The organism is Streptomyces sp. NPDC051569 (assembly GCF_044454085.1).
Taxonomy (GTDB): Bacteria; Actinomycetota; Actinomycetes; order Streptomycetales; family Streptomycetaceae; genus Streptomyces.
On the sequence record NZ_JBITDJ010000020.1, the window covers coordinates 100,509 to 122,181 of the forward strand.

The window sequence follows — 21,673 nt, forward strand, 5'->3', positions numbered from 1 at the left end:
TGAGTGCTGACCGCGAGGTCAGCCGAGGCCCGTCTCGCGCAAGGTGATGTTGAGCCGCCCGCTGGTCAGGCCGGTCACCGGGCCGGCCGTACCCGGGTGCACCTTCGGCACCCCGTGATACGCGAAGCGGGACGGTCCGCCGAAGACGAACAGGTCCCCGGAGGCCAGCTCGACATCGGTGTACGGCCGCCCCCGGCCCTCCGTATTGCCGAACCGGAAGACGCAGGTGTCACCGATGCTCAAGGACACCACCGGCGCACCGGACCTCTCGTCCTTGTCCTGGTGCATCCCCATCTTCGCCCGGCCGTCATAGAAGTTGATGAGCGCCGTGTCCGGGGTGTACGCGGCCGCGGCCGCCGGATCCTCGTACGCCTCGGCCACCGCGGCCCGCCCCAGCCGCAGCAGCCAGTCGGGGAAGCCGGCGACCTGAGCGCCGTTCACGTCCCCGGCCGTGCGGGTGTACGTGTACGGCCGCCAGTGCCAGCCGACGCAGACCGTCCGCACGGACATGACCCCGCCGGAGGGCAGCACGGTGTGCCGGATCGGTACGGGACCTCGCGCCCAGCCCCGGCACGCCTCCACCAGCTCCCGCTGCCGGGCCTCCGGCAGCCAGGAGGGCACATGCACCGCCCCGGGCGCGACGACGGCCCGCGGTCGGGGGAAGAGTTCGCCGTTCATGCCGCCGGCGCGCCCTCCAGGCCGAGCAGCCTCTCCTTGCTCTCCAGCCCGCCGGCGTAGCCCCGCAGCGCCCCGTCCGCGCCGATCACCCGGTGACACGGCCGGACGATCAGCAGCGGGTTCCGCCCGATCGCCGTCCCCACAGCACGCACCCCGGCCCCCACCGCGCCCACCTGCGCGGCGATCTGGCCGTACGTCACGGTCGCGCCGTACGGCAGGGCGTCCAGCGCCTGCCAGACCCGCCGCTGGAAGTCCGTGCCGCCGGCCACGTACTCGATGTCGAAGCGCGTCAGAGTGCCCCGGAAGTACGCCACGAGCTGCCCGGCGATCTCCTCGAACGCCGCGGGCGCCCGGACCCAGCCGTCCTGGACGACGGCCGCGCCCTTCTGTCCCGGGAGGGAGAGCGACGCGAGCGCGGTGCCGCCCTTCGCGGTGGCGGACGCGGTGCCGACCAGCAGCAGCTCGCCCAACGGGCTCTCCAGCGTCGTGTACACCGTTGTACGCACCGGCGCCGTCGTGGCGGGCTCCGTCGCGACGGTGGTGGTCGTGGTCGTGGTCGCGGTGGTGGTCATGGTTGTCACTCCTTCAGCACTGCCCCGGGTGACGAGTCTGCGCCTGCCCGCCGACCGGATCCGGCGGAATTCCGACATCACGTCCACGGCGGGGCGGGAGGGCGGAAACGGTTCGCCCGTCCCGCCCCCGCACCGCCTTCATCACCGGTAGTTCACGAACTGCAGCGCGAAGTCGAAGTCGTGTCCCTTGAGTAGCGAGATCACGGTCTGCAGGTCGTCACGGCTCTTGGAGCTGACCCGCAACTCCTCGCCCTGCACCTGCGCCTTGATGCCCTTGGGGCCCTCATCGCGAATGATCTTCGCGACCTTCTTGGCGTTGTCCTGGGAGATGCCCTCCTCGATGGACGCGAAGAGCTTGTACTCCTTGCCGGAGAGCTGCGGCTCCCCGGCGTCCAGCGACTTCAGCGAGATGCCCCGCTTGATCAGCTTGGACTGGAAGACGTCGAGGATCGCGTTGACGCGCTCCTCGGAGTTCGCCTCCATCAGGATCTTCTCGCCGGACCAGCCGATCGAGGCTCCGACGTTCTTGAAGTCGTAACGCTGGGAGATTTCCTTCGCGGCCTGGTTGAGGGCGTTGTCGACCTCCTGCCGCTCGACCTTCGAGACGATGTCGAAACTGGAGTCGGCCATGTCCTGTGGCTCCTTGTATCGGGGGCTGATCGGGTACTCAGCGACCGCTGAGCGAGCGTTCGCGGCCCGGCGGAACACCGCCGGGCGACCGCCGGACGCTGGCGTCAAGCCTAGTCACCCGAGCCCGTCCCAGGCGCTGATCAATCGGGTGGCGGAGCACCCCCGGGCATCGGGTATCGTTTACGTCGTCGCCACGGAGAACCGCGCACAGCGGCCTTCCGGGGCGATGGCAACATCCCATGGCGGTGTGCCCGAGTGGCCAATGGGAGCGGACTGTAAATCCGCCGGCTTAGCCTTCCTAGGTTCGAATCCTAGCGCCGCCACACGATGGAGATGGCCCCTGATCTGCGGAAACGCGGATCAGGGGCCATCTTGCGTTGCGGGTGCCGCGGTCGCGGCCGTGGGCTCGGGCCGCCCGTCCCGGGGCGGGACGGGCGAGCGGACGGAGACCGGGTCAGCGACCGCCCGTCGCCACCGACTTCGCCGCCTCCGCGACCGGCGCGGAGCCGCCGATCAGCTCCAGCGTCAGCCCGGCGGTGCCCGGGGTGGCGATGAGTTCGGCCAGGACCGCCGCCACGTCGTCGCGCGGCACGGCCCCACTCCCCGTCGACTCCGCCAGCAGGACGAGACCGGTACCCGGGTCGTTCGTCAGCCTCCCCGGCCGCAGGATCGTCCAGTCGAGTGCGGACCTGGAGCGTACGTACGCGTCCGCCGCGCCCTTGGCCCGCAGGTACGCGTCGTAGACGTCGTCGCCCTCGTGATCCGGGTCCGCCCCCATGGCGGAGACGACGATGTGGCGCCGTACGCCCGCCCGTTCCGCCGCGTCCGCGAAGAGGACGGCGGCGCCCCGGTCCACGGTGTCCTTGCGTTCCGCGCCGCTGCCACCGCCCGCGCCGGCCGCGAACACCGCCGCGTCCGCGCCCTCCAGCACCGCGGCGGCCTCCTCGACCGAGGCCGACTCCAGGTCCAGGACGACCGGTTCGGCGCCGGCGGCCCGCAGGTCCCCGGCCTGTTCCGGCTTGCGGATGATGCCCGCGACCTCGTGTGCGCGCGTGGCGAGCAGTCGCTCCAGCCGCAGCGCGATCTGACCATGTCCTCCGGCGATCACCATTCGCATGCTCACGACGGTACGTCCCCGGCGCCGTTTCCGCTCAGGGGCTCCCGTGGCCGAGGTCCGGCCGTCCCTGGCGCGGGAGTTCCAGCGCGACGGCGGCCGCCGAGTCGCAGTACTCCCGTACCGCGCTCGTACGCGCCACCACCCGCCCCCGGTGGATGACGATCCTGCTGTACGCGAGCGACAGCACGCCCTCGATCCGCTCCCCGCGCACCGCCAACAACTCTCCGGGAAAGCCCGCCTCCACCCGGACCTCCGGCAGCCCCATCACCGCCCGCGCCGCCGCGCTCACCGCGTCGTACGCGTCCGCCGCCCCCAGTCCGGCCTGCGAGGCCAGCAGATAAGCGGCCTCCAGCGGATCCCCGCGTCCCACCGGGTTCGCCACGTCCCGCAGCGCCCCGCTGCCCGCCGCGACCCGTACGCCGGCCTCGCGCAGCAGTCGTACGGGGGCGACACCCCGCCGGCCGTGGCCTCCGTGCCCGACGCCTCCGCAGGCGCCCTGCGGCAGGCAGACCACCGCCACCCCTGCCGCCGCCAGCCGGCCGGCCGCGCGCGCCGCCACCTCGGCCGGCAGCCGGGCCAGCCCCCCGCAGGGCCCGAGCGTCACCCCCGGACGCAGGCCGCCCGCCATCGCCGCGATCCTGGCGAGCCGTGCCGGATCGTCACCGTCCGTGTGCAGATCGACGGGGCGGCCGTACTCGGCGGCGATTCCCAGCACCGTCTCCAGGTATCCGGCCGGATCCGGATCGAGGTCGGGGCAGCCGCCCACCGCGCTCGCGCCCATCTCCACCGCGTCGCGCAGCATCGCGCGTCCGCCGGTCCCCGCGAGGCCCGTGAGCAGGCGCGGTACGGCGACGGCGGTCAGGTCGGCGAGCCCGCGCAGCGAGCGGCGTGCCTGGAGGACCGCCTGCAGCCGTCGCAGCCCCTGCGCGTCCCCGATCGGTACGTGCGAGCGCAGGGCGGTCGCACCGTGCCCGAGCTGGAGCAGGGCGGCCTCGGTGGCCCGGCGCCGGACTTCCTCGGGGGCGTAGGAGACCGGTCCTTCGCAGCTGAGCGCCGTGAGCGCCGTGAGCGCCGTGAGCGCGCTGTCGCTGTGGGCGTGCGGTTCGGCCGGGGCGGGGAGCAGCAGATAGCCGGAGAGGTCCACGCGGGCGCCGTACGAGGTGACGGTGCCCGCCCTGCCCACGGCCTGGATCCGGCCCCCGCCGAGCCGTACGTCGACGGTGCGGCCGTCGGTGAGGCGAGCGCCGCGGAGCAGGAGCGCGGTGGTGACGGCGGTGACGCCGTCGGGCGGCTGTGGCTGGCTGTCGGGCAATCGCGCTCCTGGTGGGGGTGTGGGCTGCGGGGCTGTGGAGATTCCGCCGGGGCTCCCGGGGCCCGGGTTCCGGGAGCCTCCGGGCGTACGGACCCGGAGGCTCCGGTGCGCAAGATCACCTGGCGTGGGTCGAGCCTAGGGGCGCCCCGGTCGGGCTTCGAGGAGGAGCGGAATAGTCGTACCGGCGCGGCCACCGGGATACCCGGGACGGATGGGATGAGCGCTGCGAAACGGATTTGGGCGAACGGCAACCGACCGTGTAATGTCTTCCTCGCTCGCCCCAATAGCTCAGTCGGTAGAGCGTCTCCATGGTAAGGAGAAGGTCTACGGTTCGATTCCGTATTGGGGCTCAGATGTTCGGTGATCCTCGCCTTCGGGCGAGGTGATCCAACATCGAAGCGGTGTAGCTCAGTCGGTAGAGCAAGCGGCTCATAATCGCTGTGTCACCGGTTCAAGTCCGGTCACCGCTACACAAAGTAGCCGATTGCGGGGTCGGTCCTTCGATCGGCTACTCTTTCATGCGTTAATCCGTTCATCCGTTGTCCGTCCAAGGAGCACTCACGTGGCTGCCACCGACGTCCGCCCGAAGATCACGCTGGCCTGCGTGGAGTGCAAGGAGCGGAACTACATCACCAAGAAGAACCGGCGTAACAACCCGGACCGACTGGAGATGAAGAAGCACTGTCCGCGCTGCAAGTCGCACACCGCGCACCGCGAAACCCGCTGAATCAGGCTCGTATGCGAGGCCGCCCCCTCTGGGGGCGGCCTCGTGTCGTTTGTAGTGGCCATCATCCATAGGAGGGAGCGCAGCCATGGCGCTCGATCAGTCCTTCGTGGGGCGGAGCTATCCGCCCACCGAGCCGTACGAGGTCGGCCGGGAAAAGATCCGCGAGTTCGCCGAGGCGGTCGGCGACCCGAATCCGGCGTACACCGACATCGAAGTCGCGAAGGCGCTCGGGCACTCCGATGTGATCGCTCCGCCGACCTTTGTGTTCGCTATCACATTCAAGGCCGCGGGTGATGTCATCGCCGATCCGCAGCTCGGTCTGGACTACAGCCGGGTCGTGCACGGCGATCAGAAGTTCGCGTACTCCCGCCCGGTGCGGGCCGGTGACCGGCTGGCCGTCACGTCGACCATCGAGGCGATCAAGTCGCTCGCCGGGAACGACATCATCGACGTCCGCGGCGAAGTCCACGACGAGGCCGGCGAGCATGTCGTGACCGCGTGGACCAAGCTGGTGGCGCGTGCCGCCGAGGGGGCGTGAGGGCGATGACCGCGAAGATCGGTTACGACGAGGTCGAGGTCGGTACGGAACTCCCGGCACAGAGCTTCCCCATCACCCGGGCGACGCTGGTGCGGTACGCGGGGGCTTCCGGGGACTTCAACCCGATCCACTGGAACGAGAAGTTCGCCAAGGAGGTCGGGCTCCCCGACGTCATCGCCCACGGCATGTTCACCATGGCCGAGGCGATCCGCGTGGTGACCGACTGGGCGGGCGACCCGGGATCCGTCGTCGAGTACGGCGTCCGCTTCACCAAGCCCGTCGTGGTCGCCAACGATGATCAGGGCGCCCTCGTCGAGGTCAGCGCCAAGGTCGCGGCGAAGCTGGACGACAACCGGGTCCGGGTGGACCTGACGGCCATGAGCGCGGGACAGAAGGTGCTGGGGATGTCCCGCGCCGTCGTCCGCCTCGCCTGAGCCGACGACGCCAGGCCGGACAGCAGCGGGGCCGGACAGCAGCGGGGCCGCCGACCGGCAGGCTGACCACGCCGGCGGCAGAAGGCCATCGGCAGCAGGTGATCACCGATCGGTGATCGGCAAGGGGCGCCCGCCCATCGCGGGCGCCCCTTGCCGTGTCTGCCGACACGGGCGCTGTCTGCCGACACGGGCCGTCTCTGCCAACGCGGGCCGTCTCTGCCGACACGCCCGCCCCTTGCCGCGTCCGTACGGCCTCCCATCACCGCTTGAACTGCCTTTCCGGCGAGCCTTGACAAAGTTAGTGAGTGGCCAATAACTTATCCCCATGACCAGGATGAGTGCGGAAGAGCGACGCGAGAGCGTCATCCGGGCGGCGATCACCGAATTCGCCCGCAGCGGCTACCACGGGACCTCCACGGAGGCGATCGCCCGCCGTGTCGGCGTCTCCCAGCCGTATCTCTTCCGGCTCTTCCCGAACAAGCAGGCCATGTTCCTCGCCGCCGCGGAGCGCAGCCTCGCGGACACCACGCGGGTCGTGGAAGAGGCGGCGGCGGGACTGGAGGGCGAAGCGGCCATGTACGCCATGGCGACCGCGTACCAGCGGCTCATCGCCGAGGACGCCGACAAGCTCCTCATGCAGCTCCAGATGAACGTCGCGGTGGCGGCCGCCGAGGCCGTCGGCGATCACGCCTTCGGGGATTCGGTGCGGGCCGCCTGGGTGGGGCTCTGGGACGTGGCCCATCTGGCGCTCGGCGCGGACGTGGCGGAGACCACGTCCTTCATGGCGCACGGGATGCTGATCAACACCCTGGTCTCGCTGGGTTTCCCGGCCGCCCACCGCGTCTGGTCCGGCTTCGAGGTCCCGGTCTCGTCGGCGCCTTCGTAAGCCGACCGTTCGCCGCGCGGGGGCCGACAGCTCCGCGACGCGGGCAGCAGTGCGCCACCACCGTCAGTTCGCCATCGCCGCTTTCTGTCACAGGAAGTTAGTGATTACTAAATAGGCGACCGGAATCATCCGGCCGGTCAGCAGGGAGAAGAGATGAACCAGCACGAAGCCCGCGGCTCCCGCGCCACCTGGGCCCTCATCGTCACGGGCGTCGCCGGATTCATGGCGGCCCTGGACAACCTCGTCGTCACCACCGCCCTGCCGTCCATCCGCGAGGACCTCGGCGGCAAGCTCTCGGACCTCGAATGGACCGTCAGCGCCTACACCCTGACCTTCGCGGTCCTGCTCATGTTCGGCGCGGCCCTCGGTGACCGCTTCGGCCGCCGCCGACTGTTCGTCACCGGCCTCGCCATCTTCACCGGCGCCTCGGCCGCCGGAGCGCTGTCGAGCGGGGTCACCGCCCTCATCGCCGCACGCGCCGTCCAGGGCGTCGGCGCGGCGATCATGATGCCGCTCGCCCTCACCCTGCTCACCGCGGCCGTCCCCGCCGCCAAGCGCGGCGCGGCCCTCGGTATCTTCGGAGCCGTCACCGGCCTCGCCGTCGCCAGCGGTCCGCTCATCGGCGGCAGCCTGACCGAACACCTCTCCTGGCACTGGATCTTCTGGCTGAACGTGCCCATCGGCCTCCTCCTGCTGCCGCTCGCCCGGCTCCGGCTGACCGAGTCGCGCGCGCCGAAGGCCCGCCTCGACATCCCCGGCACCCTGTTCGTCAGCGGCGGCCTGTTCGGCATCGTCTACGCCCTGGTCACCGCCAACACCGACGGCTGGACCAGCACCCCCGTCCTCGCGGGCCTGATCGGCGGCGCCGTACTGCTCGCGGCCTTCGTCCGGCACGGTCTGCGCCGGCCCGACGCGATGCTCCCCATGCGTCTGTTCAAGGACCGCGCCTTCACCGGCATCAACGCCGCGAGCCTGCTGATGTTCCTGGGCATGTTCGGCTCGATCTTCCTGCTCAGCCAGTTCTTCCAGAGCGTTCTCGGCTACTCGCCCACCGAGGCGGGCCTGCGGATGCTCCCCTGGACCGCGATGCCGCTGCTCGTCGCGCCGCTGGCCGGCATGCTGTCCGACCGCATCGGCGGACGGCCCGTCGTGGTCGCCGGGCTGACCCTCCAGGCGCTCGGGCTGGGACTGTTCGCGCTGACCATCACACCGGACGTCTCGTACGCCGCGCAGCTGCCCGCGCTCATCATCAGCGGGATCGGTATGGCGCTCTACTTCGCCCCGGCCGCCAGTCTGGTCATGTCCAGCGTCCGCCCCGAGGAACAGGGCATCGCCTCCGGCGCCAACAACGCTCTGCGCGAGCTGGGTGGCAGCCTGGGCGTCGCGATCCTGGGTGCGGTCTTCTCCGCACAGGGCGGATACGGGACCCCCGACAGCTTCGTCGACGGCACCGTCCCCGCTCTCTGGATCGGCGCGGGAGCCGTGGCCCTCGCCGCGGTGGCCGCCACCCTCGTCCCCCGCCGCCGCGCCCGGATCCTGGCCGCGGCCCAGCCGCAGCCCCAGGAGCGCGCGTCCGTCTCCGCCTGACCTCCGCGACACTCCGTACGGTCCGTGGCCCCGCCCGAGCGGGAGCGCCACGGACCGTACTCTTGTGCCCGTGCAGGAACTCCACGACGCCCCCCTCGCCCCCCTGACCACCTTCCGCCTCGGCGGCCCCGCGAGCCGGCTGGTCACCGCGACCACCGATGACGAGGTGATCGCCGCCGTGCGCGAGGCGGACACCACCGGCACCCCGCTCCTGATCATCGGAGGCGGCAGCAATCTGATCATCGGGGACAAGGGCTTCGACGGCACCGCCCTGCGCATCGCGACCACCGGCTTCACGCTCGACGGCAACACGCTCGAACTGGCCGCCGGTGAGATCTGGACCGACGCCGTCGCCCGGAGCGTCGAAGCCGGCCTCGCGGGCATCGAATGCCTGGCCGGCATCCCCGGCTCGGCCGGCGCCACGCCGATCCAGAATGTCGGCGCGTACGGCCAGGAGGTGTCGAGCACCATCACGGAGGTCGTCGCGTACGACCGCACCACCGCCGAGAGCGTCACGCTCACCAACGCCGACTGCGCGTTCTCGTACCGCCACAGCCGCTTCAAGCAGCACCCCGAGCGCTACGTCGTCCTGCGTGTCCGCTTCGGACTGGAGGACGCCGGCGGGCTCTCCGCCCCGGTCAAGTACGCGGAGACCGCCCGCGCCCTCGGCGTCGAGCCCGGCGACCGCGTGCCCGCCGCCACCGCCCGGGACACCGTCCTGCGGCTCCGGGCGGGCAAGGGCATGGTGCTGGACCCCGAGGACCACGACACCTGGTCCGCCGGATCGTTCTTCACCAACGCGATCCTGACCGACCAGGAGTACAGGGACTTCCTCACCCGCGCGCGGGCCCGTCTCGGCGACGACGTGACTCCGCCGTCGTTCCCGGCGGGGGAGGGGCGTACGAAGATCCCCGCGGCCTGGCTGATCGACCAGGCCGGGTTCGCCAAGGGATACGGCCCGGGCCCGGCCCGTATCTCCACCAAGCACACGCTCGCCCTCACCAACCGGGGCACGGCGACCACCGAGGACCTGCTCGCACTGGCGCGCGAAGTGGTAGCCGGCGTACGCGACGCCTTCGGAATCACCCTCGTCAACGAGCCGGTGACGGTCGGCGTCAGCCTCTGACGCTGTTCAGCTGCCTGGATTCATCCGCGTCTCAGCAGGCCAGCCAGGTGTCGACCCCCGCCAGCAGCTTCTCCCGCACCTCGTCCGGCGCCGCCGAGCCACGGATCGACTGGCGGGCCAGTTCGGCCAGCTCGGCGTCGCTGAAGCCCTGGTGGGTCCGGACCAGTTCGTACTGAGCCGCCAGTCGCGCGCCGAAGAGCAGCGGGTCGTCCGCGCCCAGCGCCATCGGGACGCCGGCGTCGAACAGTGTCCGCAGCGGCACGTCCTCCGGCTTCTCGTAGACACCCAGCGCGACGTTGGAGGCCGGGCAGACTTCGCAGGTCACACCCCGCTCGGCCAGCTTGCGCAGCAGCCGCGGGTCCTCCGCGGCCCGGACGCCGTGCCCGATCCGGGCGGCGCGCAGATCGTCCAGACAGTCCCGTACGGACGCCGGCCCGGTCAGCTCGCCGCCATGGGGCACGGCCAGCAGCCCGCCCTCCCTCGCGATCGCGAACGCCCGGTCGAAGTCCCTGGCCATGCCGCGCCGCTCGTCGTTGGAGAGCCCGAAACCGACGACGCCCCGGTCCGCGTAGCGCACGGCGAGCCGCGCCAGCGTCCTGGCCTCCAGTGGATGCTTCATCCGGTTCGCCGCGACCAGCACGCGCATGCCGAGGCCGGTGTCGCGGGACGCCGAGTCCACGGCGTCGAGAATGATCTCCATGGCCGGGATCAGTCCGCCGAGCAGCGGGGCGTACGACGTGGGGTCGACCTGGATCTCCAGCCACCCGGAGCCGTCCCGGACGTCCTCCTCGGCGGCCTCGCGCACCAGTCGCTGGATGTCCTCCGGAGTACGGAGGCAGGACCGGGCGATGTCGTACAGCCGCTGGAAACGGAACCAGCCGCGCTCATCGGTGGCACGCAGCTTGGGTGGTTCGCCGCTGGTCAGCGCCTCGGGCAGATGGACGCCGTACTTGTCGGCGAGTTCGAGCAGGGTCGTGGGCCGCATCGAACCGGTGAAGTGCAGATGCAGATGCGCCTTGGGCAGCAGACTCAGGTCGCGCGGGCGGGTGGTGCTCTCCATCTGAAGATCCTGCCGTATGGACGGGCCGACCGGCAGCCCCTTCCTCCCATCGAGTTCTTGCCCGAACGAAAAAACGGGCCCCCGACGGTGGTCGGGGGCCCGTTCTCGTTCGCTCATGTGATCAGTGACTCACGTGAGTCACTGATCGAGCTCAGTCCTTCGCCTCGGCGAGCAGCTTCTGGATCCGGGCGATGCCCTCGGCCAGGTCCTCGTCGCCGAGCGCGTACGACAGCCGCAGATAGCCGGGCGTACCGAAGGCCTCGCCGGGGACGACCGCGACCTCGACCTCGTCCAGGATCAGCGCGGCCAGCTCGACGGACGTCCGCGGGCGCGTGCCGCGGATCTCCTTGCCCAGCAGGGCCTTCACCGAGGGGTACGCGTAGAACGCGCCCTCGGGCACCGGGCACAGGACGCCGTCGATCTCGTTCAGCATCCGCACGATGGTCTGCCGGCGGCGGTCGAAGGCGGTCCGCATCTCGGCGACGGCCGTGAGGTCGCCCGAGACGGCGGCGATCGCGGCGACCTGGGCGACGTTGGAGACATTGGACGTGGCATGCGACTGGAGGTTCGTCGCGGCCTTGACGACATCCTTGGGGCCGATGATCCACCCCACCCGCCAGCCGGTCATCGCATAGGTCTTCGCCACGCCGTTGACCACGACGCACTTGTCGCGCAGCTCCGGCACCACGGCCGGCAGCGAGGTGAACGCGGCGTCGCCGTAGACGAGATGCTCGTAGATCTCGTCCGTCATCACCCACAGCCCGTGCTCGACGGCCCAGCGGCCGATGGCCTCGGTGTCCTCCCTGCTGTAAACGGCGCCCGTCGGGTTGGACGGCGAGACGAAGAGCACGACCTTCGTACGCTCGGTGCGGGCCGCCTCCAACTGCTCGACGGAGACCCGGTACCCGGTGGTCTCGTCGGCCACCACCTCCACCGGGACACCGCCGGCCAGCCGGATCGACTCGGGGTACGTCGTCCAGTACGGCGCCGGGACGATGACCTCGTCGCCCGGATCCAGGATGGCCGCGAACGCCTCGTAGATCGCCTGCTTGCCGCCGTTGGTCACCAGGATCTGGCCGGCCTCGACCTCGTAACCGGAGTCCCGCAGCGTCTTGGCCGCGATCGCGGCCTTCAGCTCGGGAAGCCCGCCGGCCGGCGTGTAGCGGTGGTACTTGGGATTCCGGCACGCCTCGACAGCGGCCTCGACGATGTAGTCGGGGGTCGGGAAGTCGGGCTCACCGGCGCCGAAGCCGATCACCGGACGCCCGGCGGCCTTCAGGGCCTTGGCCTTGGCGTCCACAGCGAGGGTCGCGGACTCGGAGATCGCGCCGACTCGGGCGGAGACCCGGCGCTCGGTGGGAAGGGATGCAGCGCTCATAGGGCCCATGGTCCCAGACCTGTTAACTCCCCGGTACACAAGTTTCGAGGGGCGGACACATCAGAGGACAAGCACACGGCGAGGGACTCGCGGAGGCGTCCAAGGCCCGTTCCGGAGGAAGCTGTTCGACGCCGGGGCCCGGACCACGTACACTCACTCGTCGTTGGCCCTCAGCAGCCACGTCCGCACCGCGCACTCCGTGCACCCGGTCGGATGCGGTAGGTTGGGGAACACAAAGGGTCGTAGCTCAATTGGTAGAGCACTGGTCTCCAAAACCAGCGGTTGGGGGTTCAAGTCCCTCCGGCCCTGCTACACACATCTTCGCCAAGCTGTGTGCGCATGTACGTACATTCAATGCATGGCCGTGCGGCTCCTCCGGGCGCGGCACGGCCACGACCCGGAATCAGGTGAGAGAGCGTGACGGACGCCGTGGGCTCCATCGACAAGCCTGATGCCGACGATGAGTCCGCTGAGTCGAAGAAGCCCCGTAAGGGTGGCAAGCGCGGCAAGAAGGGTCCTCTGGGCCGTCTCGCGCTCTTCTACCGTCAGATCGTCGCCGAGCTGCGCAAGGTCGTCTGGCCGACTCGCAACCAGCTGACGACGTACACCACAGTGGTGATTGTCTTCGTTGTCATCATGATCGGTCTCGTGACCGTGATTGACTATGGCTTCAATCAAGCAATCAAGTACGTCTTCGGCTGATCCCGCGAGGGCGCCCGACGCGGCGCCCTTTCGCGTGTTCCACCCATTGAGCCAGGAAGAAGCAGCCACCGTGTCTGACCCGAAACTGAACGACGCCAGCGAGTCGGTGGAGTCCGTCGAGGACGAAACCGACATCGTCGAGGCGGCGGACGCTGTCGAGCCAGACCAGGCCGAAGCCGCTGACGACTCCGCGGGTGAGCCGGCCGAAGAGGCCGCGCTGCACGTCGAGGACGTCGAGGACGCGGACGAAGAGGCCGGCGAGACCGAAGCCGACGAGGACGAGTCCGTCGAGGACGAATCCGAGGAAGACGCTGAGGACGCCGAGGCTTCCAAGGACGAGTCCGAGGAAGACCCGTCCGAGGAAGACGCTGAGGACGAGGCCGCTGTGGTGGCCGAGGCCCCGGCCGACCCGGTCGCCGCCCTCCGTGACGAGCTGCGTGGCCTGCCCGGCGAGTGGTACGTCATCCACACGTACGCCGGTTACGAGAAGCGCGTGAAGGCCAACCTGGAACAGCGCGCCGTCTCGCTCAACGTCGAGGACTTCATCTATCAGGCCGAAGTCCCCGAGGAAGAGATCGTCCAGATCAAGAACGGCGAGCGTAAGAACGTCCGCCAGAACAAGCTCCCGGGTTATGTCCTGGTGCGCATGGATCTGACGAACGAGTCCTGGGGCGTCGTCCGCAACACCCCCGGCGTGACCGGCTTCGTGGGCAACGCCTACGACCCGTACCCGCTGACCCTGGACGAGATCGTCAAGATGCTCGCGCCGGAGGCCGAGGAGAAGGCCGCCCGTGAGGCCGCCGAGGCCGAGGGCAAGCCGGCTCCGTCCCGCAAGGTCGAGGTCCAGGTGCTGGACTTCGAGGTGGGCGACTCGGTCACCGTCACCGACGGCCCCTTCGCGACGCTCCAGGCGACCATCAACGAGATCAACGCCGACTCGAAGAAGGTCAAGGGCCTCGTCGAGATCTTCGGCCGCGAGACCCCGGTCGAGCTGAGCTTCGACCAGATCCAGAAGAACTGAGCGCGCGACGCCCTTCTGGAACAGCAGCTTCCGACAGGTCAGACAGGCTCCCACAGCTGTCTGACCTGTCGGTTTTTGGCCGCACAGCTATACCCGTTATCGTTGTGCGGTATGCCTCCGTCCGGATGACCGGACGGCAGGCCGAAAACTCTCACTAGGACCCGGAGAGAGCAATGCCTCCCAAGAAGAAGAAGGTCACGGGGCTTATCAAGCTCCAGATCAAGGCCGGCGCGGCCAACCCGGCACCGCCGGTCGGCCCCGCGCTCGGTCAGCACGGCGTCAACATCATGGAGTTCTGCAAGGCCTACAACGCCGCGACCGAGTCGCAGCGTGGCATGGTCGTGCCGGTGGAGATCACGGTCTACGAGGACCGCTCCTTCACCTTCATCACCAAGACTCCGCCGGCCGCCAAGCTGATCCTGCAGGCCGCTGGTGTGGACAAGGGCTCCGGCGAGCCGCACACCAAGAAGGTCGCGAAGCTGACGCGCGACCAGGTGCGTGACATCGCCACGACCAAGATGCCCGACCTGAACGCCAACGACCTTGACGCCGCCGAGAAGATCATCGCCGGCACCGCCCGTTCCATGGGCATCACGGTCGAGGGCTGATCCCAGCTCGAGCAGTCCCAGTGGCAGGGCCATGCGCGGCCCGGACCACGAACTCCACACCTGAGACACACCAGGAGAAGAAGTGAAGCGCAGCAAGGCTCTCCGCGGCGCGGACGCGAAGATCGACCGGGAGCGTAACTACGCCCCGCTCGAGGCCGTCCGTATCGCCAAGGACACCACCAGCACGAAGTTCGACGGCACCGTCGAGGTCGCCATGCGTCTGGGCGTCGACCCGCGCAAGGCTGACCAGATGGTCCGTGGCACCGTGAACCTTCCGCACGGCACCGGCAAGACCGCCCGGGTCCTGGTCTTCGCGACCGGTGACCGTGCCGAGGCCGCGCGTGCCGCGGGCGCCGACATCGTCGGCGCCGACGAGCTCATCGACGAGGTCGCGAAGGGCCGTCTGGACTTCGACGCCGTCGTCGCGACCCCGGACCTCATGGGCAAGGTCGGCCGCCTCGGCCGCGTCCTCGGCCCGCGTGGTCTGATGCCCAACCCGAAGACCGGCACGGTCACCCCTGATGTCACGAAGGCTGTCAACGACATCAAGGGCGGCAAGATCGAGTTCCGCGTCGACAAGCACTCGAACCTGCACTTCATCATCGGCAAGATCTCCTTCGACGAGACGAAGCTGGTCGAGAACTACGCCGCGGCGCTGGAGGAGATCCTCCGTCTGAAGCCGTCCGCCGCCAAGGGCCGCTACATCAAGAAGGCCGTCATGGCCACGACGATGGGCCCCGGCATCCCGCTGGACGCCAACCGCACCCGTAACCTCCTCGTCGAGGAGGACCCGGCTTCCGTCTGAAACTGACGGCAGTCGCGGCTCACGCGTACGGAAGCCGGCCCCGCGTCTCTCCGGAGAGGCGGGGCCGGCTTTTGCGTTCTCCCGACCCACACCGGCACTGTCAGAGGCGACGAGTACGATCAGAGAAAATCTGACAAGCTTTGCATTCCCTTGGGGGGACCATGAACGTGATGTACCGGAAGATCGCCGGAGCCGCGCTCGGCGTCGCGCTGCTGTGTGGCACCGCGGCCTGCTCGTCCGAGACCGCCAAGCCCGCGGCCGACGCGAAGGCGGCCGGGAAGCCGGCCGCGAAGCCCGTCGAGGTCTCCCCGGTCGCCGCCGTGAAGCGTGCCGCCGACAAGAACGACAACCTGACCTCCATCAGCTACACGATGAGCGGAACGGTCCCCGGCGAAGAGGGCGTCGTCGAGGCGGAAGCGGCGTTGAGCCTGAAGCCGCTGGCCATGCAGATGAAGATGCGCGCCGTCATGGAAGGCAAGAAGCAGGAGGTCGAGATCCGGCTCACCGGCGAGGGCATGTACCTCAACGCCGGCGAGGAAGCCGCCAAGGAGATGGACGGCAAGAGCTGGATGAAGTTCCCGATGGAGGCCCTCGGCGAGGGCCAGAGCCCGCTCGGCGGGCTGTCCGGCCAGGCGAACAAGAACCCCGCCGCCGAGTCCTCCGCGCTGAGCGTCGCCGAGGACCTCAAGAAGGTCGGCGAGGAGACCATCGACGGGGTCAAGACCACGCACTACTCCGGCACGCTGACGATCGCGGATCTCGCCAAGGGCATGCCCGGTACGGACGCGGAGAGCAAGAAGCTCCGGGAGCAGACCCTCAAGTCGTACAAGGACATGGGCGTCGACAAGCTGGTCATGGAGATGTGGATCGACGAGCAGGACCACACCAAGCAGTTCCGCACCAAGGCGGCGTCGAAGAAGGGGCCGCTCGACCTGACGATCAAGTTCCTCGACTACAACAAGCCCGTGACCGTCACCGCTCCGCCGGCCGCCGAGACGACCGACCTCGGCGCGATGATGGAGAGCCTGGGCTCCGACGCCAGCTGATCCGCGCACATCGCGCACACAGCGGGGCATCCGATTTGCCTGTCGGAGACCCCTTCACGTAGTCTTCGCCAGAAGCCAAAGACCGCTGGTCGTTGCCGTGTGCTCGTCGGAGCACGCGGTGGCCGAAGGATCCGCTAGCTGCGGACGACCCGCGTAGGTGACTGTGGACAGTTCCCGGATTCCATTCGGTTGAGCTACGCCCCGTGCGCCTGCGCCGGGGCGTTTCGTTTTGCCAGCCCCTTCTGAGCGGTCTCATCACCCGGAAGGAGGCCGACGCTCATGGCAAGGCCCGACAAGGCTGCCGCGGTAGCCGAGCTGACGGACCAGTTCCGCAGCTCGAACGCCGCCATGCTGACCGAGTACCGGGGTCTCACCGTGGCGCAGCTCAAGGAGCTGCGCCGTTCTCTCGGTGAGAACGCCCAGTACGCCGTGGTGAAGAACACGCTGACCAAGATCGCGGCCAACGAGGCCGGGATCAACACGCTGGACGACCTGTTCACAGGTCCGACGGCGGTTGCCTTCGTCACCGGTGACCCGGTGGAGTCGGCGAAGGGTCTTCGTGACTTCGCCAAGGACAACCCCAATCTCATCATCAAGGGCGGTGTCCTTGACGGTAAGGCGCTGTCCGCCGATGAGATCAAGAAGCTCGCGGACCTCGAGTCCCGCGAGGTTCTGCTTTCCAAGCTGGCCGGTGCCATGAAGGGCAAGCAGTCTCAGGCTGCCGCGCTCTTCCAGGCGCTTCCGTCGAAGTTCGCCCGCACCGCGGAAGCGCTTCGTGCCAAGAAGGAAGAGCAGGACGGTGCCGCTGCGCCGGCTCCCGTCGAGGCCGAGTCCGAGTAATCACGCTCGCTCGGTCACAGCGGGCCGGTCTACGCAGTAATGCCGTTAGGCATACGCCCGCGGAACTGTACATACGGCACCAGCCGAATTAGTGGAAGGACCGCCATCATGGCGAAGCTCAGCCAGGACGACCTGCTCGCGCAGTTCGAGGACATGACCCTCATCGAGCTCTCCGGGTTCGTGAAGGCGTTCGAGGAGAAGTTCGACGTCACGGCTGCCGCCCCGGTCGCCGTCGCCGCCGCCGGTGGTGGCGCTGCCGCCGCCGAGGCCGTCGAGGAGCAGGACGAGTTCGACGTCATCCTCACGGGTGCCGGCGAGAAGAAGATCCAGGTCATCAAGGTCGTGCGTGAGCTGACCTCGCTGGGCCTCAAGGAGGCCAAGGACCTCGTGGACGGCGCCCCGAAGCCCGTCCTCGAGAAGGTCGCCAAGGAGGCCGCTGAGAAGGCCGCCGAGTCCCTCAAGGGCGCCGGCGCCTCCGTCGAGGTCAAGTGACCTCACGCGAGTCCGCAGCCGTCCGCGACTGAGCGTACGGAGGCAGTCTCGGCGCCGTGAGGCGCAGCGTTGACGTGAAGGGCGATCACCCAGTCGGGTGGTCGCCCTTCCGCGTTCTCGCGGGGGATGCCTTGATCTTCGGCCCGTGGCGAGTATCGTGATCTTCGCCGTGCTTCCGTACGCCCAGTGACAATCCGCATGGAGCGGGGGGCCTTGACGAACCGCACGCAGCGCGCAATTCTCAGGACGCGTCGCCACAATCGATCCGTATCCGAGGCATGGATCGACGACGAAGAGGGCAGTATCGAGTTGCGTCCCTGACGCGAGGGTTGCCGCAGTTGAGACGAGGGTGTTGAGAACAACGAGGGTCTCCAAAAACCCGCTCTGGACATCAGTGTGCCAAGTGGCTACACTGACCCTTTGCGCTGCCTGTTAGCTGCTCCCTGCCCGTCACCAGGGGCACCCCCTCGCATGAGCATCGGTGATCGAACAGTCCTGAAGAGGGCTTTCCCTCCCCATGCACCGCTTGGGACCGGTACGCGCGTAGTGAGTCCGAGCCCTCGGAAGGACCCCCTCTTGGCCGCCTCGCGCAACGCCTCGACCACGAATATGAACAACGGCGCCAGCACCGCCCCGCTGCGCATCTCCTTTGCAAAGATCAAGGAGCCCCTCGAGGTTCCGAACCTCCTTGCGCTGCAGACCGAGAGTTTTGACTGGCTGCTCGGCAACGCCGCTTGGAAGGCTCGAGTCGAGGCGGCTCTGGAGAACGGTCAGGACGTCCCCAGGAAGTCCGGTCTGGAAGAGATCTTCGAGGAGATCTCGCCGATCGAGGACTTCTCCGGGTCGATGTCGCTGACCTTCCGCGACCACCGCTTCGAGCCTCCCAAGAACTCGATCGACGAGTGCAAGGAGCGCGACTTCACGTTCGCGGCCCCGCTCTTCGTCACCGCCGAGTTCACCAACAACGAGACCGGCGAGATCAAGTCCCAGACGGTCTTCATGGGCGACTTCCCGCTCATGACCAACAAGGGCACCTTCGTCATCAACGGCACCGAGCGTGTCGTGGTGTCCCAGCTGGTGCGCTCGCCGGGTGTCTACTTCGACTCCTCCATCGACAAGACGTCCGACAAGGACATCTTCTCCGCGAAGATCATCCCGTCCCGGGGTGCCTGGCTGGAGATGGAGATCGACAAGCGCGACATGGTCGGTGTCCGCATCGACCGCAAGCGCAAGCAGTCCGTGACCGTTCTCCTCAAGGCTCTCGGTTGGACGACCGAGCAGATCCTGGAGGAGTTCGGCGAGTACGAGTCGATGCGCGCCACCCTGGAGAAGGACCACACCCAGGGCCAGGACGACGCGCTGCTCGACATCTACCGCAAGCTGCGTCCGGGCGAACCGCCGACCCGTGAGGCCGCTCAGACGCTGCTCGAGAACCTCTACTTCAACCCGAAGCGCTACGACCTCGCGAAGGTCGGCCGCTACAAGGTGAACAAGAAGCTCGGCGCGGAAGAGCCGCTGGACGCCGGCGTGCTCACCACCGACGACGTCATCGCGACCATCAAGTACCTGGTCAAGCTGCACGCCGGTGAGACCGAGACGGTCGGCGAGAGCGGCACCCAGATCGTCGTCGAGACCGACGACATCGACCACTTCGGCAACCGTCGTCTGCGTAACGTCGGCGAGCTCATCCAGAACCAGGTCCGTACGGGTCTGGCGAGGATGGAGCGCGTCGTGCGTGAGCGCATGACGACTCAGGACGTCGAGGCGATCACGCCGCAGACCCTGATCAACATCCGGCCGGTCGTCGCCTCCATCAAGGAGTTCTTCGGCACCAGCCAGCTGTCCCAGTTCATGGACCAGAACAACCCGCTGTCGGGTCTCACCCACAAGCGCCGTCTGTCGGCGCTCGGCCCGGGTGGTCTCTCCCGTGAGCGGGCCGGCTTCGAGGTCCGTGACGTGCACCCGTCGCACTACGGGCGTATGTGTCCGATCGAGACGCCTGAAGGCCCGAACATCGGTCTGATCGGCTCGCTCGCCTCGTACGGCCGGGTCAACGCGTTCGGTTTCGTCGAGACCCCGTACCGCAAGGTCGTCGAGGGTGTCGTCACCGACGACGTCGACTACCTGACCGCCGATGAAGAGGACCGCTTCGTCATCGCGCAGGCCAACGCGACGCTGTCCGAGGAGATGCGGTTCACCGAGCCGCGCGTCCTCGTCCGCCGTCGTGGCGGCGAGGTCGACTACATCCCCGGCGACGACGTCGACTACATGGACGTCTCGCCGCGCCAGATGGTGTCGGTCGCGACCGCGATGATCCCGTTCCTGGAGCACGACGACGCCAACCGTGCCCTCATGGGCGCGAACATGATGCGTCAGGCGGTGCCCCTGATCACGTCCGAGGCGCCGCTGGTCGGCACCGGCATGGAGTACCGCTGCGCGGTCGACGCCGGTGACGTGGTCAAGGCCGAGAAGGCGGGTGTGGTCCAGGAGGTCTCCGCGGACTACATCACCGTCACGAACGACGACGGCACGTACAACACGTACCGCATCGCCAAGTTCTCCCGCTCCAACCAGGGCACCTCGGTCAACCAGAAGGTTGTCGTCAACGAGGGCGACCGGGTCGTCGAGAACCAGGTTCTCGCCGACGGTCCGGCCACCCAGATGGGCGAGATGGCGCTCGGCAAGAACCTCCTCGTGGCGTTCATGCCGTGGGAGGGCCACAACTACGAAGACGCGATCATCCTCAGCCAGCGTCTGGTGCAGGACGACGTCCTCTCCTCGATCCACATCGAGGAGCACGAGGTCGACGCCCGTGACACCAAGCTCGGCCCCGAGGAGATCACCCGGGACATCCCGAACGTCTCCGAAGAGGTCCTCGCGGACCTCGACGAGCGCGGCATCATCCGTATCGGTGCCGAGGTCGTCGCCGGAGACATCCTGGTCGGCAAGGTCACGCCCAAGGGCGAGACCGAGCTGACGCCGGAGGAGCGCCTGCTCCGCGCGATCTTCGGTGAGAAGGCCCGTGAGGTCCGCGACACCTCGCTGAAGGTGCCGCACGGCGAGGTCGGCAAGATCATCGGCGTGCGCGTCTTCGACCGCGAAGAGGGCGACGAGCTGCCGCCGGGTGTGAACCAGCTGGTGCGCGTGTACGTCGCGCAGAAGCGCAAGATCACCGATGGTGACAAGCTCGCCGGCCGTCACGGCAACAAGGGCGTCATCTCGAAGATCCTGCCGATCGAGGACATGCCGTTCCTGGAGGACGGCACCCCGGTCGACATCATCCTCAACCCGCTCGGTGTCCCGTCCCGAATGAACCCGGGACAGGTCCTCGAAATCCACCTGGGCTGGCTCGCCAGCCAGGGCTGGAAGGTCGAGGGCAACGAAGAGTGGATGGAGCGGCTGAAGGCCATCGGCGCCGACGACGTCGCGCCCGGCACGAACGTCGCCACCCCGGTCTTCGACGGCGCCCGCGAGGACGAGATCTCCGGTCTCTTCGAGTCGACGATCCCGAACCGCGACGGCGAGCGGATGGTCAAGGGCTCCGGTAAGGCCCGGATGTTCGACGGCCGCTCCGGTGAGCCGTTCCCGGACCCGATCTCGATCGGGTACATGTACATCCTCAAGCTCCACCACCTGGTCGACGACAAGCTGCACGCTCGTTCGACCGGCCCGTACTCGATGATCACCCAGCAGCCGCTGGGTGGTAAGGCCCAGTTCGGCGGTCAGCGCTTCGGTGAGATGGAGGTGTGGGCGCTGGAGGCTTATGGCGCCGCGTACGCCCTCCAGGAGCTGCTGACGATCAAGTCCGACGACGTGACCGGCCGCGTGAAGGTCTACGAGGCCATCGTCAAGGGCGAGAACATCCCCGAGCCCGGCATTCCCGAGTCCTTCAAGGTGCTCATCAAGGAAATGCAGTCGCTCTGCCTCAACGTGGAGGTGCTGTCCTCGGACGGTATGTCCATCGAGATGCGCGACACGGACGAGGATGTCTTCCGCGCGGCGGAGGAGCTCGGTATCGACCTGTCCCGGCGAGAGCCGAGCAGCGTCGAAGAGGTCTGACGGGTTCGCCGGCCGGGTCCCGTACCCGGCCGGCTCTCCCCGGACCCGTTCAGAC

Annotated in this window: 21 protein-coding genes and 4 tRNA genes; 18 read left to right on the forward strand and 7 right to left on the reverse strand. The window is 68.6% G+C overall.

Annotated features, from left to right (window positions below; all coding sequences use genetic code 11):
- Positions 1–18: 18 nt before the first annotated feature.
- The 3 genes from ACIBAE_RS24525 to ACIBAE_RS24535 form a co-directional block, all read right to left on the reverse strand.
- Complete coding sequence (locus ACIBAE_RS24525; protein WP_399289294.1) at positions 19–678, reverse strand: alpha-ketoglutarate-dependent dioxygenase AlkB family protein; 660 nt, start codon at positions 676–678, stop codon at positions 19–21.
- Entirely contained in the window at positions 675–1,250 is a 576-nt protein-coding gene (locus ACIBAE_RS24530) for a methylated-DNA--[protein]-cysteine S-methyltransferase (protein ID WP_399289296.1), read from the reverse strand. The genes ACIBAE_RS24525 and ACIBAE_RS24530 overlap by 4 nt, the downstream gene beginning before the upstream one ends.
- Positions 1,251–1,391: 141 nt before the next feature.
- Positions 1,392–1,880: a YajQ family cyclic di-GMP-binding protein gene (locus tag ACIBAE_RS24535; RefSeq protein WP_399289298.1), complete on the reverse strand. Its 489-nt coding sequence runs from the start codon at positions 1,878–1,880 to the stop codon at positions 1,392–1,394.
- 241 nt (positions 1,881–2,121) lie between these two features.
- Here ACIBAE_RS24535 and ACIBAE_RS24540 point away from each other — a divergent pair.
- Positions 2,122–2,203 (forward strand) — tRNA-Tyr (locus ACIBAE_RS24540).
- 131 nt (positions 2,204–2,334) lie between these two features.
- Here ACIBAE_RS24540 and ACIBAE_RS24545 read toward each other — a convergent pair.
- Both ACIBAE_RS24545 and ACIBAE_RS24550 read right to left on the reverse strand, forming a co-directional pair.
- The gene (locus tag ACIBAE_RS24545; RefSeq protein ID WP_399289300.1) at positions 2,335–2,997 is read right to left on the reverse strand and encodes an SDR family oxidoreductase; all 663 of its coding nucleotides are present in this window, start codon (positions 2,995–2,997) and stop codon (positions 2,335–2,337) included.
- A gap of 34 nt (positions 2,998–3,031) precedes the next feature.
- The gene (locus ACIBAE_RS24550; RefSeq protein ID WP_399289302.1) at positions 3,032–4,309 is read right to left on the reverse strand and encodes an amidohydrolase family protein; all 1,278 of its coding nucleotides are present in this window, start codon (positions 4,307–4,309) and stop codon (positions 3,032–3,034) included.
- A 277-nt stretch (positions 4,310–4,586) separates the two neighbouring features.
- On the opposite strand from ACIBAE_RS24550, the gene ACIBAE_RS24555 reads away from it, so the two are divergent.
- From ACIBAE_RS24555 to ACIBAE_RS24590, 8 genes are all read left to right on the forward strand, one after another.
- A tRNA-Thr gene (locus ACIBAE_RS24555) sits at positions 4,587–4,659 on the forward strand.
- Between the two features lie 47 nt (positions 4,660–4,706).
- Positions 4,707–4,779 (forward strand) — tRNA-Met (locus ACIBAE_RS24560).
- 92 nt (positions 4,780–4,871) lie between these two features.
- Positions 4,872–5,036, forward strand: coding sequence for a 50S ribosomal protein L33 (gene rpmG / locus ACIBAE_RS24565; protein ID WP_158989327.1), 165 nt, complete (start codon positions 4,872–4,874; stop codon positions 5,034–5,036).
- A gap of 85 nt (positions 5,037–5,121) precedes the next feature.
- Positions 5,122–5,574 carry a MaoC family dehydratase N-terminal domain-containing protein gene (locus ACIBAE_RS24570; protein WP_399289304.1) on the forward strand — a complete coding sequence of 151 codons (453 nt, stop codon included), beginning with the start codon at positions 5,122–5,124 and terminating at the stop codon, positions 5,572–5,574.
- 5 nt (positions 5,575–5,579) lie between these two features.
- Positions 5,580–6,008: a MaoC family dehydratase gene (locus tag ACIBAE_RS24575; protein WP_399289306.1), complete on the forward strand. Its 429-nt coding sequence runs from the start codon at positions 5,580–5,582 to the stop codon at positions 6,006–6,008.
- 325 nt (positions 6,009–6,333) lie between these two features.
- Complete coding sequence (locus tag ACIBAE_RS24580; RefSeq protein ID WP_399289308.1) at positions 6,334–6,894, forward strand: TetR/AcrR family transcriptional regulator; 561 nt, start codon at positions 6,334–6,336, stop codon at positions 6,892–6,894.
- A 153-nt stretch (positions 6,895–7,047) separates the two neighbouring features.
- Positions 7,048–8,481, forward strand: coding sequence for an MFS transporter (locus ACIBAE_RS24585; RefSeq protein WP_399289310.1), 1,434 nt, complete (start codon positions 7,048–7,050; stop codon positions 8,479–8,481).
- A gap of 64 nt (positions 8,482–8,545) precedes the next feature.
- Positions 8,546–9,607, forward strand: coding sequence for a UDP-N-acetylmuramate dehydrogenase (locus tag ACIBAE_RS24590; protein ID WP_399289312.1), 1,062 nt, complete (start codon positions 8,546–8,548; stop codon positions 9,605–9,607).
- A 31-nt stretch (positions 9,608–9,638) separates the two neighbouring features.
- Here the strand turns inward: ACIBAE_RS24590 and ACIBAE_RS24595 are convergent, their stop codons facing one another.
- Complete coding sequence (locus tag ACIBAE_RS24595) at positions 9,639–10,667, reverse strand: adenosine deaminase (protein WP_399289314.1); 1,029 nt, start codon at positions 10,665–10,667, stop codon at positions 9,639–9,641.
- A gap of 151 nt (positions 10,668–10,818) precedes the next feature.
- A complete protein-coding gene (locus ACIBAE_RS24600; protein WP_399289316.1) occupies positions 10,819–12,045 on the reverse strand; it encodes a pyridoxal phosphate-dependent aminotransferase in 1,227 nt (408 codons plus the stop codon).
- Between the two features lie 236 nt (positions 12,046–12,281).
- Here ACIBAE_RS24600 and ACIBAE_RS24605 point away from each other — a divergent pair.
- From ACIBAE_RS24605 to rpoB, 9 genes are all read left to right on the forward strand, one after another.
- Positions 12,282–12,354 (forward strand) — tRNA-Trp (locus ACIBAE_RS24605).
- Between the two features lie 108 nt (positions 12,355–12,462).
- Positions 12,463–12,747: a preprotein translocase subunit SecE gene (secE, locus tag ACIBAE_RS24610; RefSeq protein WP_399289318.1), complete on the forward strand. Its 285-nt coding sequence runs from the start codon at positions 12,463–12,465 to the stop codon at positions 12,745–12,747.
- A 70-nt stretch (positions 12,748–12,817) separates the two neighbouring features.
- Complete coding sequence (gene nusG / locus ACIBAE_RS24615; protein WP_399289320.1) at positions 12,818–13,768, forward strand: transcription termination/antitermination protein NusG; 951 nt, start codon at positions 12,818–12,820, stop codon at positions 13,766–13,768.
- A 173-nt stretch (positions 13,769–13,941) separates the two neighbouring features.
- On the forward strand, positions 13,942–14,376 hold the full coding sequence (rplK, locus tag ACIBAE_RS24620) for a 50S ribosomal protein L11 (RefSeq protein WP_399289322.1): 435 nt from the start codon (positions 13,942–13,944) through the stop codon (positions 14,374–14,376).
- Between the two features lie 82 nt (positions 14,377–14,458).
- The gene (gene rplA / locus ACIBAE_RS24625; protein WP_399289324.1) at positions 14,459–15,181 is read left to right on the forward strand and encodes a 50S ribosomal protein L1; all 723 of its coding nucleotides are present in this window, start codon (positions 14,459–14,461) and stop codon (positions 15,179–15,181) included.
- A gap of 161 nt (positions 15,182–15,342) precedes the next feature.
- Entirely contained in the window at positions 15,343–16,227 is an 885-nt protein-coding gene (locus tag ACIBAE_RS24630; RefSeq protein WP_399289325.1) for a DUF6612 family protein, read from the forward strand.
- Positions 16,228–16,506: 279 nt separating this feature from the next.
- Entirely contained in the window at positions 16,507–17,067 is a 561-nt protein-coding gene (gene rplJ / locus ACIBAE_RS24635) for a 50S ribosomal protein L10 (RefSeq protein ID WP_399289327.1), read from the forward strand.
- Positions 17,068–17,175: 108 nt separating this feature from the next.
- Positions 17,176–17,559 carry a 50S ribosomal protein L7/L12 gene (rplL, locus tag ACIBAE_RS24640; protein WP_399289329.1) on the forward strand — a complete coding sequence of 128 codons (384 nt, stop codon included), beginning with the start codon at positions 17,176–17,178 and terminating at the stop codon, positions 17,557–17,559.
- A gap of 576 nt (positions 17,560–18,135) precedes the next feature.
- Positions 18,136–21,618, forward strand: a complete 3,483-nt coding sequence (rpoB, locus tag ACIBAE_RS24645) for a DNA-directed RNA polymerase subunit beta (protein WP_399289331.1) — start codon at positions 18,136–18,138, stop codon at positions 21,616–21,618.
- The last annotated feature ends 55 nt before the right edge of the window (positions 21,619–21,673 follow it).

Excerpts from the sequence above, each read along its gene's own strand:
- ACIBAE_RS24525 (WP_399289294.1), bottom strand. The coding sequence starts at position 678 with ATGAACGGCGAACTCTTCCCCCGACCGCGGGCCGTCGTCGCGCCCGGG.
- ACIBAE_RS24530 (WP_399289296.1), bottom strand. The coding sequence starts at position 1,250 with ATGACCACCACCGCGACCACGACCACGACCACCACCGTCGCGACGGAG.
- ACIBAE_RS24535 (WP_399289298.1), bottom strand. The coding sequence starts at position 1,880 with ATGGCCGACTCCAGTTTCGACATCGTCTCGAAGGTCGAGCGGCAGGAG.
- ACIBAE_RS24545 (WP_399289300.1), bottom strand. The coding sequence starts at position 2,997 with ATGCGAATGGTGATCGCCGGAGGACATGGTCAGATCGCGCTGCGGCTG.
- ACIBAE_RS24570 (WP_399289304.1), top strand. The coding sequence starts at position 5,122 with ATGGCGCTCGATCAGTCCTTCGTGGGGCGGAGCTATCCGCCCACCGAG.
- ACIBAE_RS24575 (WP_399289306.1), top strand. The coding sequence starts at position 5,580 with ATGACCGCGAAGATCGGTTACGACGAGGTCGAGGTCGGTACGGAACTC.
- ACIBAE_RS24580 (WP_399289308.1), top strand. The coding sequence starts at position 6,334 with ATGACCAGGATGAGTGCGGAAGAGCGACGCGAGAGCGTCATCCGGGCG.
- ACIBAE_RS24585 (WP_399289310.1), top strand. The coding sequence starts at position 7,048 with ATGAACCAGCACGAAGCCCGCGGCTCCCGCGCCACCTGGGCCCTCATC.
- ACIBAE_RS24595 (WP_399289314.1), bottom strand. The coding sequence starts at position 10,667 with ATGGAGAGCACCACCCGCCCGCGCGACCTGAGTCTGCTGCCCAAGGCG.
- ACIBAE_RS24600 (WP_399289316.1), bottom strand. The coding sequence starts at position 12,045 with ATGAGCGCTGCATCCCTTCCCACCGAGCGCCGGGTCTCCGCCCGAGTC.
- rplK (WP_399289322.1), top strand. The coding sequence starts at position 13,942 with ATGCCTCCCAAGAAGAAGAAGGTCACGGGGCTTATCAAGCTCCAGATC.
- ACIBAE_RS24630 (WP_399289325.1), top strand. The coding sequence starts at position 15,343 with ATGAACGTGATGTACCGGAAGATCGCCGGAGCCGCGCTCGGCGTCGCG.
- rplJ (WP_399289327.1), top strand. The coding sequence starts at position 16,507 with ATGGCAAGGCCCGACAAGGCTGCCGCGGTAGCCGAGCTGACGGACCAG.
- rplL (WP_399289329.1), top strand. The coding sequence starts at position 17,176 with ATGGCGAAGCTCAGCCAGGACGACCTGCTCGCGCAGTTCGAGGACATG.